The 11,831-nt window shown below is 64.1% G+C and carries 12 protein-coding genes, 1 tRNA gene and 1 pseudogene; 8 read left to right on the plus strand and 6 right to left on the minus strand.

Annotation, left to right across the window (positions count from 1 at the left end; translation table 11 throughout):
• Nucleotides 1-3: 3 nt before the first annotated feature.
• Together K678_RS06770 and K678_RS06775 are read right to left on the minus strand one after the other, a co-directional pair.
• Complete coding sequence (locus tag K678_RS06770) at nucleotides 4-870, minus strand: prohibitin family protein (RefSeq protein WP_021131716.1); 867 nt, start codon at nucleotides 868-870, stop codon at nucleotides 4-6.
• On the minus strand, nucleotides 867-2,531 hold the full coding sequence (locus K678_RS06775) for a cyclic peptide export ABC transporter (protein ID WP_021131717.1): 1,665 nt from the start codon (nucleotides 2,529-2,531) through the stop codon (nucleotides 867-869). The genes K678_RS06770 and K678_RS06775 overlap by 4 nt, the downstream gene beginning before the upstream one ends.
• Before the next feature lie 228 nt (nucleotides 2,532-2,759).
• Here K678_RS06775 and K678_RS06780 point away from each other — a divergent pair, with 228 nt between their 5' ends.
• A complete protein-coding gene (locus tag K678_RS06780) occupies nucleotides 2,760-3,299 on the plus strand; it encodes a YcjF family protein (RefSeq protein ID WP_021131718.1) in 540 nt (179 codons plus the stop codon).
• A 78-nt stretch (nucleotides 3,300-3,377) separates the two neighbouring features.
• Here K678_RS06780 and K678_RS06785 read toward each other — a convergent pair whose 3' ends face one another.
• From K678_RS06785 to K678_RS06795, 3 genes are all read right to left on the minus strand, one after another.
• Entirely contained in the window at nucleotides 3,378-3,719 is a 342-nt protein-coding gene (locus K678_RS06785) for a hypothetical protein (protein WP_021131719.1), read from the minus strand.
• 147 nt (nucleotides 3,720-3,866) lie between these two features.
• Nucleotides 3,867-4,379, minus strand: a complete 513-nt coding sequence (locus tag K678_RS06790) for a GNAT family N-acetyltransferase (protein WP_021131720.1) — start codon at nucleotides 4,377-4,379, stop codon at nucleotides 3,867-3,869.
• 134 nt (nucleotides 4,380-4,513) lie between these two features.
• Nucleotides 4,514-4,589: transfer RNA gene (locus K678_RS06795), tRNA-Glu, on the minus strand.
• A gap of 138 nt (nucleotides 4,590-4,727) precedes the next feature.
• Between K678_RS06795 and murJ the strand changes: the two genes are divergently transcribed.
• The 6 genes from murJ (at nucleotide 4,728) to K678_RS06825 (ending at nucleotide 10,599) form a co-directional block, all read left to right on the plus strand.
• The gene (murJ, locus tag K678_RS06800; protein WP_021131721.1) at nucleotides 4,728-6,278 is read left to right on the plus strand and encodes a murein biosynthesis integral membrane protein MurJ; all 1,551 of its coding nucleotides are present in this window, start codon (nucleotides 4,728-4,730) and stop codon (nucleotides 6,276-6,278) included.
• A gap of 61 nt (nucleotides 6,279-6,339) precedes the next feature.
• Nucleotides 6,340-7,338 (plus strand): tryptophan--tRNA ligase, encoded by a 999-nt coding sequence (gene trpS, locus K678_RS06805; RefSeq protein WP_021131722.1) that lies wholly within the window; start codon nucleotides 6,340-6,342, stop codon nucleotides 7,336-7,338.
• Entirely contained in the window at nucleotides 7,335-8,354 is a 1,020-nt protein-coding gene (locus tag K678_RS06810) for a hypothetical protein (protein ID WP_021131723.1), read from the plus strand. The genes trpS and K678_RS06810 overlap by 4 nt, the downstream gene beginning before the upstream one ends.
• Before the next feature lie 57 nt (nucleotides 8,355-8,411).
• Nucleotides 8,412-9,344 (plus strand): sulfite exporter TauE/SafE family protein, encoded by a 933-nt coding sequence (locus tag K678_RS06815; protein WP_021131724.1) that lies wholly within the window; start codon nucleotides 8,412-8,414, stop codon nucleotides 9,342-9,344.
• A complete protein-coding gene (locus K678_RS06820) occupies nucleotides 9,341-10,111 on the plus strand; it encodes a TIGR02186 family protein (RefSeq protein WP_021131725.1) in 771 nt (256 codons plus the stop codon). The genes K678_RS06815 and K678_RS06820 overlap by 4 nt, the downstream gene beginning before the upstream one ends.
• Before the next feature lie 20 nt (nucleotides 10,112-10,131).
• Complete coding sequence (locus K678_RS06825; RefSeq protein WP_021131726.1) at nucleotides 10,132-10,599, plus strand: universal stress protein; 468 nt, start codon at nucleotides 10,132-10,134, stop codon at nucleotides 10,597-10,599.
• On the opposite strand, the gene K678_RS06830 is transcribed toward K678_RS06825, so the two are convergent.
• Nucleotides 10,596-11,240 carry a hypothetical protein gene (locus K678_RS06830; RefSeq protein ID WP_021131727.1) on the minus strand — a complete coding sequence of 215 codons (645 nt, stop codon included), beginning with the start codon at nucleotides 11,238-11,240 and terminating at the stop codon, nucleotides 10,596-10,598. The two genes, K678_RS06825 and K678_RS06830, sit on opposite strands and share 4 nt — an antisense overlap.
• A gap of 302 nt (nucleotides 11,241-11,542) precedes the next feature.
• On the opposite strand from K678_RS06830, the pseudogene K678_RS06835 reads away from it, so the two are divergent.
• Nucleotides 11,543-11,831, plus strand: a pseudogene (locus tag K678_RS06835) (hypothetical protein); the annotation flags it as partial.

The raw sequence follows: 11,831 nt of genomic DNA on the forward strand, positions 1-11,831 counted from the left end.
GCCTCAATCCTTGCCCAGGATGATCGGCAACCCGCTATTGCCCGCCCCGATCACGATGGTCTTGCTGTTGGGCGACTTCGCCAGTTCCTGGGTTGCCCGGATGCCGTACCAATGCAGCAGCGAGGGATCGAGACTCTGACCCAGCGTGGTGTTGAAGACTTTCAGGCCATTCGACTCGATCCGCAGCCGCTCGGCCTCCTTCTGGGCGATCGACAGGCGATAGACATATTCGCCCTCGACCTGCTGATAGGTCATCTTGCTCTCGATCGCCTCGGCGATCCGGGGCGGCAGGCTGATGCTTTCGATCGGGACGTCATCCAGGGCGATGAAGCGGGCTTCCAGTCGCTGGCGCGATTGTTCGCTGACCCGTTCCTGGATCGCCCGCTGCGAGGTGTAGATTTCCTCGGGCTTGAACTGGCCGAATACAGTACGGACCACCGAGCGGATTTCCGGCCGCACCACGACGTTGACGTAATCCGGCCCGATCCGTTGATGCAGCAGCGGCAGTGTATCGGCGGACAGGAAATAACGAACCGAATACTGGACCCGGACAGTCAGCCCATCGATGGTCAGCGTGTCGATCGTGTCTTCGAACTGCTGCTTGCGGGCGTTGTAGATGTACATCCGGTTCACCGGCAGGATCATGTGCAATCCCTCGCGGTACACCGTGTCGATGACGGTCCCGGCTCCCAGCCGTCGCCACAGCACCCCCAATTCGCCGGGGCGGATGGTGATGACGATCAGATCGAACATCGCGACGAACAGAAAGCCCGCCAGAAACAGCGTCAGCACCAGATAAGGCGCGTTGTCGCGCACCGCCCGGTCGGCGACGAGGATACGGCGAGCGGCCCAGCGCAGCAGGCGCCTCATCGCGGCGCCTCCATCCCGCGGATTTCATTGGGGACGTAGTCGCGCAGTGTGCCGTAATCCATCCGCAGGACGCGGTCGGCGACGTGGAAGTAACGGTCGTCATGGGACACCACCACCACCGTCTTACCCGATGCCTTCAGGTCGGGCAGCAGGGTCTCGTAGAAATAGTGGCGGAAGTGGGGGTCCTGATCGGCCGCGACCTCGTCAAAGATATAGACCTCCTTGTCCTCCAGATACGACACCACCAGGGCCAGCCGTTTGCGTTGCCCGGTCGACAGGTGGGTGTTGGTGAAGCGGCCGTCGGCGAACGCCGTTTTGTGCGAAATCTCCATCAGCCGCAGCATCGCATTGACCCGCTCGGGCGCGATTTCGTGCAGCCCGTGCAGCTTGTCGAACAGGTGGAAGTCGGAAAAAATCGCCGAAAACAGGCCGCGATAGGATTGGATATTGGCCGGGCCGATCTCTTGCCCATCGACCCGGATCGCGCCCACCGTCGGCGGGTACAAGGCGGTGAACAGCTTCAAGAAGGTGGTCTTGCCGCTGCCATTGCCGCCGACCAGGAACAGAATCTCGCCGTGGCGGACCTCGCCATTGATCGGGCCGACGGTGAAGGTCCCTTTCCCATCCGGATCGACATAGGTGAAGCCGACCCCATCCAGCCGGATCGTCGTAAACGGAGCCAGCGCAACCGGCGGAGCGGACGGCGTCTCGTTCGATTTCGCCAACGTCGCGTCGAGTGTCGCCTCCAGCCGCTGGAGGTTCTCCACCGTCACATTCACCTGCGACAGCATCGGCACCATCATCACGACGTTCCCAAGCGGCCCGAAAAAAAACAGAACCGCCGAAACGATCTTGGTGACCGAACTGCCGAACGATTCCGACAGGATCGGCACGACAAAGACGATCACCCCCAACAGCAGAACGAAAAACATCTCGACGAAGACGTAATTGTCCGAGAACAGCAGCATCACATCGGTGCGAACGTCGCGGACGCGCCGGGCGTTCTCGCTGAAATCCTCGAACACATCGTCGCTTTTGCGGGTATTGAGGCGGATTTCCTTAAACCCCTTCAACAGCCCGTTCAGCGTGGTAAACAGCTCGTCTTCCTGACGCGAGGCGCTTTCCAGCCCGGCCTCATAGCCCTTGCGATCCTTCAGATAGATGCTGGCCCCCCCGGCGATCAGGGCCAGGCACAGCAAAACCGCCACCGGCGACACGGTGGCGATATAGATCATCGTGAACAAGATCATCACCGCCGATTGCGCGGCGGCAAATAATGGCCGCGCCGCCTGGGCAATCGCGGCGGTGTCGCGGCTGATCCGGGCGTGAATGTCGGCCTCGCCGATCCGTTCCAGCGCCAGCAGATCGCAACGGCGGATCTTGTCGGCCAAGCGGATTCGCACGCTGCAAATCGCGGATTCGGCGATCCGGGTCGAGGCGTACAGAACATAGCGGAGCGAATAGACGAACAGGCCGAGCGAAAGGCCGAACCACACGAAATATTGCCAGGGCGGGCCGCCCCGAGACAGCGCCTCGACCCCCGCATTGATCACCGCGAGGTTAAGCGCGTTGGCAATGCCCGAGGTCGCGGTCAGCACGATCAACCGCTTGTTAAGGGCGTGGGTCTCCCCCTGCAAGAACGCAAAGATGCCGCCGCTCATCGCCCGCTCTCCCGCCGCCCGACACATCCCTAGGATGCGCCTCATTGGCGTCAAGAGTTATGATAGCGAAAGCAAACAATATGACAACCTTTGAGGTTTGTATCCGCGCTAGACACCCAAAGGGTGTAGAACGATGCCATGGCGGTGACGGCTCGCCGATTTATCGATAAAGTATCGTCAGGTCCTCGCCCGTGCCGGACGCGAGCCTTCTTGTCAGGAGCTGCCGCCATGTCGGAAAAAGTCAGCGAATCCAACGCCCCGTCAGACGTCGCGGACGAGGCCGAAAGCGACCTTGCCGCCCGCAACCAGCGCGTCGAAAAACTGGTCCGCAATCACATCCTCGCCTCGCTTGGCGTCGGTCTGGTGCCGATTCCCATCGCCGATATCGTCGGGATTCTCGCGATCAATCTCGACCTGATCAAATCGCTGTCGAAGGAATATGACGTTCCGTTCGAACAGGATCGCGGCAAGGCGATCCTGACCTCGCTGTTGGGCGGATTGTTTCCCGTCGCGGTCGGGGGCACGGTGATCAGCCTGCTGAAATTCATCCCCATCGTCGGCCAGACTACCGGCGCGGTGGCGCTGCCGGTGCTGGCTGGGGCGGCGACCTATGCCGTCGGCAAGGTGTTCGTCCGCCATTACGAGGCGGGGGGAAGCATCTTCGATCTCGATACGGCGAAGGTGAAGGACTACTTCTCCAAGCAGTTCGGCATCGGCAAGAAGGTTGCCGCCGACCTGAAGAACAGCGACTCCTCGGCCGCCGCCTGATCCCGGCCCACGCCGGTCCCGCGCGCGGGTCGCGTCGCGGGACCGGCGGTACGGGCGCGGCGGTCGGCGGCGTCGCCCCTAATAGCCCCGGTAGTAATAGTAACGGGGCGGCGGAGGCGGGGGCGCGTAGTAAACCTGCGGAGGCGGCGCGTAATAGACCGGCGGAGGCGCATAGACGACTTGCGGCGGCGGCGCGTAATAGACCGGCGGGGGCGCATAGACGACGGGCGGCGGCGGGGCGTAATAGGTCTGCTCCGACGGGCCCGACATAATCGCCGCCGTGGTGCCGACAGCGGCGGCTCCCAACAGCAAGCCCAGGGCAAGATCGCGGCCATGTCTGTCGCCAGCCACGGCCGACTCAATCGGCGTTGCCACCGTCATCGCGGCGGCAAGGGCGCAAACGATAAACTTCACCTTCATGACCGGCCTTCCCAGTGCGAGAGGCAATTTCTGCCCTAAGCGGAGGAGTATAGACCTCAGTCGTTACCAATTCCGCTGCTTTATAGGAAGCGCCGCAAAAGCGGAAAAATTAAGGCGGTTTATCCGGAAGAGAACTTTGGCTGCGGCCTAGAGACATCTCCGCATCGCGCACCGTTGCGCCAGGGGCAGCCCGGCCTGTCCTTCGGATTGCAAAACCGCCGTTAGCCGGGGACCGAGGTCTTGATCTTCCAGCGTGACGAAGCCAAGCTTTTGATAATAGGGCTCATTCCATCGCACGTCCCGGAATGTCGTCAGGGTCAGCGCCGTGATCCCACGATCCGTCGCACTGTGCCGCGCCGCGTTGATCAAGGCCCGCCCGATGCCCTGGCCCTGCTGGTCGTGGTGGACCGCCATTTGCCAGATGTGCAGGGCGTCGGCGATCACTTCTCCGTTCAGAAACCCGGCCAGTCCAAAGCCTGATACCTCGGCGACAAGGGCAAGCCCATCCGCGATCAGGGCGCGATGCTGCGCCTCGGATTGCACCGTATCGTCGGCAATCCACTCCAGCCCCGGCCAGTGCCGGAATATCGCGCCGGAACTGCGCTCAATCTCCGGCAGAAAAGGGGCATCCCCGTCTGTTGCAGGTCTGATGGTGAACATCGGCCCACTTTAATCGAACGCAAGCGCGGTTGGCAGCCCCCACGCGGCCACACCCAGGACAAACGCACACAACAACAGGCCAGCACAGCTGGCATGCGTTAGAAAGACTGATGATTTTCGGGAAGAAAAGCGCCTGGCGTCCCCAAGGGGATTCGAACCCCTGTTACCGCCGTGAAAGGGCGGTGTCCTAGGCCTCTAGACGATGGGGACGGCTCGAGGCGAGGGCGACTGAATACCCGCGCTGAAAAATTAAATCAAGCGCATTGATGCATCTTTTTTAAAAAATCGTCATCGACGCCGCGCGGGGCGAGGTGGTGGCGGGCGCGCATCTCGGATACAAAGACCTCCATGTCTCTCCTGCGCTCCGTCGCCACGGTTGGTGGCCTGACCCTGCTGTCCCGCATCACCGGCCTGATGCGCGAGATGATGATCGCCCATTTCCTGGGAGCGGGGGCCGTCGCCGACGCCTTTTTCGTCGCCTTCCGCTTTCCCAACCTGTTCCGCTCGTTGTTCGCCGAGGGAGCCTTCAACGCCGCCTTCGTCCCGCTGTTCGCGAGCAAGCTGTCGGCCGAGGGTCGGACCGAAGCCCGGCTGTTCGCCGAACGCGCCTTTGCCGTGCTGGCACTGGCGCTGACCCTGTTCGTCATCGTGATGGAACTGGCGATGCCGTGGGCGATGCGCGGGCTGGCCCCCGGCTTCGACGCCACCCCGGACAAGATGGAGATGGCGGTCGCCTTCTCGCGGATCTGCTTCCCCTATCTGCTGTTCATCTCGCTGGTGTCGCTCCAGGCTGGCGTTCTGAACGCGCTCGGCCGCTTTGCCGCCGCCGCCGGAACCCCGGTGCTGCTTAATCTGACCTCGATGGCCGGGCTGTGGGCGCTGGTGCCTTATACCCCCACCGCCGGACATGCGATGGCCTGGGGCACCTTTGCCGCCGGAATCGTCCAGTTCCTCTGGCTGGTGGTCAGCCTGCGCCGCGCCGGAATGATGCTGCGCCCGGCCCTGCCCCGCCTGACCCCCGAAGTCCGGCTGTTGTTCCGCCGCATCGTGCCGGGGGCGGTGGGCGCTGGGGTCTATCAGATCAATCTGGTCATCAACACGATGATCGCCTCGACCGTCGCCGACGGCGCGGTCAGCTATCTCAATTACGCCGACCGGATCAACCAATTGCCGCTAGGCGTGGTCGGGATCGCGATCGGCACCGCGTTGCTGCCGTTACTGTCGCGGCAATTGCGCGATGGCGAGATGGCGCAGGCCCAGGACAGCCAGAACCGGGCGATGGAACTGGGCCTGCTGCTGACCCTGCCCGCCGCCGCCGCGTTCATGGTGATCGCTCAGCCGGTGGTCCAGGTTTTGTTCGAGCGCGGCAGTTTCGGCCCGACCGAGACCGCCGCCACCGCCGCCGCCCTGGTTGCCTTTGCCCTGGGGCTGCCCGCCTATGTGCTGGTCAAGGTGCTGGCGCCGGGCTTCTTCGCCCGCGAGGATACCGCCACCCCGGTCAAGATCGCCGGTCTGTGCATGGCGCTGAACGTCGCGCTCAACCTGTCCCTGGTCGGCGCGCTGGCCCATGTCGGGATGGCGCTGGCCACCGCGCTGGCCGCCTGGGCCAATGTCGCCCTGCTGGCCTGGGTGCTGTGGCGGCGGGGCTTCCTGGTCCTCGACGCCCGGTTAAAGCGCCGCGCGCCGCGCATTCTCGCCGCCGTGCTGGTGATGGCGGCGGTGTTGTGGGGAGCGCGGATCGTCCTGGCTCCACTGGCGGCAGAGGGTGCCCTGGCGGCGCTGGGAGCACTGACGGCGACGATCGCGGCAGGCGGATTGGCCTATGCCGTTGCGGTCCTGCTGTTCGGTGGAGCGAATCGGGCCGATATCAAGGGGATGATGAGGCGGCAGCGTTCTTGACGCCGTGACGCGGCAGGGTATAGGTGAAACCCTCGTTATCCTACCCGGAGTGACAGGGGCCATGCAGCGCATTTTTTCCGGCGTTCAGCCGACCGGAAACCTTCATCTCGGCAATTATCTGGGCGCGATCCGCAACTGGGTCCACCTTCAGCATGATTACGAATGTATCTTCTGCATGGTCGACATGCATGCGATCACCCTGTGGCAGGACCCCAAGGACCTGCTGCACAACACCCGCGAAGTCGCGGCGGGGATGATCGCCGCCGGGATCGACGCCGAAAAGCAGATTCTGTTCAACCAGTCGATGGTCCCCGCCCACGCTCAGCTGGCCTGGGTGTTCAACTGTGTCGCCCGGATCGGCTGGCTGAACCGGATGACCCAGTTCAAGGACAAGGCGGGGAAGCACAAGGAAAACGCCTCGGTCGGGCTTTACGCCTATCCCAACCTGATGAGCGCCGACATCCTGATCTACAAGGCGACCCACGTTCCGGTCGGCGAAGATCAGAAGCAGCACCTCGAACTGGCCCGCGACACCGCGCAGAAGTTCAACAGTGATTACGGCGTCGATTTCTTCCCCCTGCCCGAACCGCTGATTTTCGGCGCGGCACGGCGGGTGATGAGCTTCCGCGACGGCACCAAGAAGATGTCGAAATCGGACGAGTCCGATTACTCGCGCATCAACATGACCGACGATGCCGACACCATCGCCCTGAAAATCCGCAAGGCCAAGACCGATCCGCTGCCGCTGCCCGAGACGATCGAGGGATTGACCGAGCGGCCCGAGGCCGACAATCTGGTCGGTATCTTCGCTGCCCTGTCCGATCTGGAGAAGGCCGCCGTGCTGGAGCGTTTCGCGGGCAAGCCGTTCTCGGAATTCAAGCAGGATCTAACCGATCTCGCCGTTTCGGTGCTGGGTCCGATCAATGCCGAAATGAAGCGGCTGATGGCCGACCCCTCGCATATCGACGCGGTGCTGCACCGGGGCGCCGAGCGCGCCAACGCCATCGCCGAGCCGATCCTGAAGGACGTCTATGACATCGTAGGATTCCTGCGCCCGTGACTGTTCCGGCCACCGTTTCCGCCCTGTTCGTAACCCTGGGTCGCCGCGCCGCCGTGCTCGGCGCCCAGGTGCGCGCCATCCCGCGGCGGCGGTGGCCGTTGATCGGGGTTGGGGCCTTGCTCCTGACCCTGGTTGTGATCTTCCCGGTGACGATGCTGTTCATCAGCCGGGTTGACGACAATCTTGACTTTACCCCGCCGCATTCCAGCCTGGGCCAGCCCCACGCGCTGGAGGTGACGGCGGCACTGATTACCCGCGAGCTTGAGGTCAACAAGTGGCGGGCCAACGATCCGTTCTTCATTCCTGGTGGCTGGCTGCGGGCGATGCCCGCCTTCCAGATCGGGATGGTCACCGCGCTGGCTCACATCACCGGGGCGATGGCGGCGGAAAACGGCGCGGGATGGGGCCCGAACGGCTGCGAGGTCAACCTGGAACACGCCGCCGGGCTGTTGAAATATCCCGGCACGGTGTGGAAGTTCGACACCCGCAAATCGTGGATGCCGACCGCCTCGGCGGAAAAGCAGTACCGCAATGCCCAGCGGGGCATCGACGCCTACAACGCCAAGGTCGCATCCGGCATCGCGACCTATAACCGCAGCCCCGAGGCCCTGGCCCTGGTGGTCGCGGCATTGATCGGCGATCTGGACGACACCACCGCCGCCATTAACTCCCACATGGAAAAAGACCTGTCGGTAATCCTCGATTTCTCGATCACCAAGGTGTTTTACCGCAACAAGGGACGGCTTTACGCCAACGCGGTGGTGATGCGCGACATCGGCCGCGATTTCGAAGCCGTACTGGCGCAAAGCAACCTGACCGAGAATTGGGTCAAGATGGTCGAGTATCTCGCCATCGCCGCCCGGTCCAAGCCTGCGGTGGTGTGGGGAGCGCGGCCGGAATCCGGGTTCTTGCCGAACCACCTGATCGCCCAGGGCTATCCGACGCTTCAGGCCCGCCAGCTCGCGACGGGTATTCTGGCGACGCTGAACAGCCGCGAACCGCAGCAACACCCATAAAGCTTATCCCCAGACAGCTCACCGTGCCTGACGCGGGCATCGACGGAGAGGGCGCGGATGCAGATCTACCTTCCCATCGCCGAGATGTCGGTCAACGTCTTCGTCATTCTGGCGGTCGGCGGCGGGATCGGTTTTCTGTCCGGCCTGTTCGGTGCCGGAGGCGGCTTTCTGCTGACCCCGCTGCTGATCTTTCTGGGCGTCCCCCCCGCTGTTGCCGTCGGCACCGGCACCAATCAGATTGTCGCCTCCTCGGTCTCGGGGGCGCTGGCGCAATGGCGGCGCGGCAATGTCGATCTGCGGATGGGGCTGATCCTGATCCTGGGCGGCCTGGTCGGGTCGGGATTGGGGGTGATGCTGTTCCACTGGCTGCGCCGCCTCGGTCACATTGATCTGGTGATCTCGGGCAGCTATGTCGTGCTGCTGGGCGGCATCGGCGGCCTGATGGTGACGGAAAGCGTCCGCGCCCTGCTGCGCCGCCGCGCTGGAGGCGGAGCCGAGCCGATGGCCCGGCGTCATGCCCGGGGCTGGATCGACCGGCTGCCGTTAAAGGTCCGCTTTCGCCGCTCGCAGCTTTATATCAGCGCCTTGTTGCCCGCTTTGGTCGGAATCGCGGTCGGCATGATCTCGGCGATCATGGGAGTCGGCGGCGGCTTCGTGCTGGTCCCGGCGATGATTTATCTGCTGGGGATGCCGACGGCGGTGGTGATGGGAACCTCGCTGTTCCAGATCGTGTTCGTCACCGCCAACGCCACCTTTCTTCACGCCACCATCAACCACACCGTCGATGTGGTGCTGGCGCTGGTGCTGGTGCTGGGCGGCGCAATCGGGGCTCAGTTCGGAGTCCGGGTCGGTGCCCGCCTGAAGGGCGAGCATCTGCGCGCGCTGCTGGGCCTGCTGGTGCTGGCGGTCGCGGTCAAGCTGCTGGTCGATCTGTTGCTGCCGCCCGCCGAGCCGTTCTCGCTGGCGGCAGCGGTCGGAGCCATCCGATGAGACGCCCCCGCCTCCGAATCGCGGTTGGCGTGCTACTGGCCGGATTGGCGTTCGCCGCCCCGTCGCGGGCGGCCGAGGAACCGCTGGCGGTCGATCTGTCGCGCCATCTGGTCGAGATCACCACCGGCTTTTCCGGAACCGACCTGTTGCTGTTCGGCGCGGCCGAGCCGGGACGCGGCGGCGAGCCCGCCGATGTGGTGGTGGTGGTCAGCGGCCCCGAAGACAGCACCACGATCCGACGCAAGGATTCGGTCGCCGGACTGTGGATCAATACCGGCTCGGCCCGGATCAAGGGAGCTCCCGCGTTCTACCGCGTCGCCTCGACCCGCCCGCTGGAACAGGTGGCCCCGCCTGCCTTGCTGCAAAAGCTGGGGATCGGACTGGAGCGGCAAAAATTCGACATCCGGGTCGAGGATGACGGAGCCAATTCCACCGCCTATCGCGCCGCGCTGATGCGGTTGATGCAGGCGCGCGGCCAATATGGCGACCGGATCGCCACCGTCACCCGTCCGGGTCGACGGCTGTTCCGCACCGAGATCCATGTCCCCGCCACCGTGCCGGTGGGGATTTACAAGGTCGAAATCCATCTGATCGCGCAGGGACGGCTGATCGGTAGCCAGGAAACGCCGCTGGCGGTTGACCGGGTCGGGCTGGGGGCCGCGATTCACGATTTCGCCTATCGCCAGGCTGGACTGTACGGTCTGGCTTCGGTGGTGCTGGCCGCCTGTGCCGGGTGGCTGGCCGCCTGGATGTTCCGCAAAGGATAAATCTTCGAGGGGGAGATCGAATGTCGAATTGCCGTGTCTTCCTGGTCGTCGTCGACGATACGCCGGAACAGGTCGCCGCCCTGCGCTATGCCAGCCGCCGCGCCCGCTCGACCGGCGGACGGGTGGCGCTGCTGCGGGTGATCGAACCGGCTGAGTTCCAGCAATTCGCCGCGATCGGCGCTCTGATGCGCGACGAAGCCCGCGCCGGGGCGGAAACGCTGCTGACCCGGTTGGCCGCCGAGATCGAAGCGCTGTCAGGCGATATTCCCGCCTTGTATGTCCGCGAGGGCACCCCCCGCGACGAAGTGATCCGCCTGATCGCCGACGAACCGTCAATTTCGCAATTGGTATTGGCGGCCGATCCCGGCCCGGGCGGTCCGGGACCGCTGGTCACCGCTCTGACCGGACGCTATGTCGGACGGTTGCGGGTGCCGGTCACCATCGTCCCCGGCAGCCTGACCGATCCGCAGATCGACCAGATCACTTAGAAACGATAGCCCATGCCCGCGCCGAACATCACGCCGGGATAGGCCCCGGTTTCGCCGCCGGTCGGACTGTAAGCCTCGGCAACGCCACCCAAACTGAGGGCCGAGGTGACCTGATGACGCAGGCTGATGCTGAGGTTGAGGTCCGATGCCCGCGACCCGGTCGGGTTCAGCGCGGTCAGCCCCAGCGACTGGGCCGGATTGGGACTGAACCCACCCGACAATTGATTACGCCAACGCGCCCCCAGGCTGATCGCCGCCGTAGCGTCGGACCCGATCAATCCCCCGCGATAAGCGGCGGAAATATCGGCGGCGGCCTGCGCACCGTCGCTGCGCAACGAGGAGGACAGGCTGGCCTCGCTCCCCAGGCTATAGGCGACATAGCCGCCGACCGCCAACGATCCCCGCCCGCCGGAGAAGGGCAACGCCCCGGCTGACCGCGACGGCTCGGCAACGACACCGATCGAATAGCCGCCGGAACTGTACACGGAAAGACGGGATTCGCCCAGATTGGCGCGGAAGGGTTCTGCGCTGAGGGTCGAGGGAGCACCACCTGGAACGAGACGATTGCCGGTCTCCAGCGCAACGGCGGACGACGCCGTCGCGAGAAACGCCAAAACCAGAAGAGACCGAACGGGAAACATGACACGCCACACTAAACAGACTGGACATTATCGTAGCGCATCGGGCCGATTTTGTGAAGGTGGGCACGCGGTCAGACCCGGTATGCATTCCATACGACAGACGGTTTCAACGCCCGTTTCGGCAAGGGGTTGAAAGACAGCGCACCCCTCCCAACCTGCTATTCTTTAGTGTTTGCTATGCGTCGCTTTGTGACGATTCCGCGACACGCGGAGGCTTGACCCTCCTTTGCCGCGCCGCTATCGTTCCTGCAAATGCGTCTGCGATTCATTATCGTAGACTTGTACAGAAGGATGGTAACGACATGGTGGCGATTGCCTCCGCCCTTCCCGGACGATTGAGAGTGCGCGACCGGGCATGGCGTTTACCGGCCCACAACGAGGCGGTTCGCGCCGAACTCGCCGGATGGAGCGGGATCGGCTCGGCCGAGGGCAACCCGCGCGGCGGCAGCATCCTGTTGCGCTACGACCCGGCCCAAGTGCCCCCGTCCGAAATCGAAGCCCGGATCGCCGAGCGCTTCGCCATCCCGGCCCAGGCGGCACCGCGTCCGCTCGTCACCCGCCCCGCTTGGTCAAGTGACGAGTTCCTCGATT

The organism is Magnetospirillum fulvum MGU-K5, assembly GCF_000442515.1.
Lineage (GTDB): Bacteria > Pseudomonadota > Alphaproteobacteria > Rhodospirillales > Magnetospirillaceae > Phaeospirillum > Phaeospirillum fulvum_B.

Coding starts and splice junctions, on each gene's coding strand:
- K678_RS06775 (WP_021131717.1), bottom strand. CDS start 2,531: ATGAGCGGCGGCATCTTTGCGTTCTTGCAGGGGGAGACCCACGCCCTT.
- trpS (WP_021131722.1), top strand. CDS start 6,340: ATGCAGCGCATTTTTTCCGGCGTTCAGCCGACCGGAAACCTTCATCTC.
- K678_RS06830 (WP_021131727.1), bottom strand. CDS start 11,240: ATGTTTCCCGTTCGGTCTCTTCTGGTTTTGGCGTTTCTCGCGACGGCG.
- K678_RS06825 (WP_021131726.1), top strand. CDS start 10,132: ATGTCGAATTGCCGTGTCTTCCTGGTCGTCGTCGACGATACGCCGGAA.
- K678_RS06780 (WP_021131718.1), top strand. CDS start 2,760: ATGTCGGAAAAAGTCAGCGAATCCAACGCCCCGTCAGACGTCGCGGAC.
- K678_RS06790 (WP_021131720.1), bottom strand. CDS start 4,379: ATGTTCACCATCAGACCTGCAACAGACGGGGATGCCCCTTTTCTGCCG.
- K678_RS06770 (WP_021131716.1), bottom strand. CDS start 870: ATGAGGCGCCTGCTGCGCTGGGCCGCTCGCCGTATCCTCGTCGCCGAC.
- K678_RS06820 (WP_021131725.1), top strand. CDS start 9,341: ATGAGACGCCCCCGCCTCCGAATCGCGGTTGGCGTGCTACTGGCCGGA.
- K678_RS06785 (WP_021131719.1), bottom strand. CDS start 3,719: ATGAAGGTGAAGTTTATCGTTTGCGCCCTTGCCGCCGCGATGACGGTG.
- K678_RS06815 (WP_021131724.1), top strand. CDS start 8,412: ATGCAGATCTACCTTCCCATCGCCGAGATGTCGGTCAACGTCTTCGTC.
- murJ (WP_021131721.1), top strand. CDS start 4,728: ATGTCTCTCCTGCGCTCCGTCGCCACGGTTGGTGGCCTGACCCTGCTG.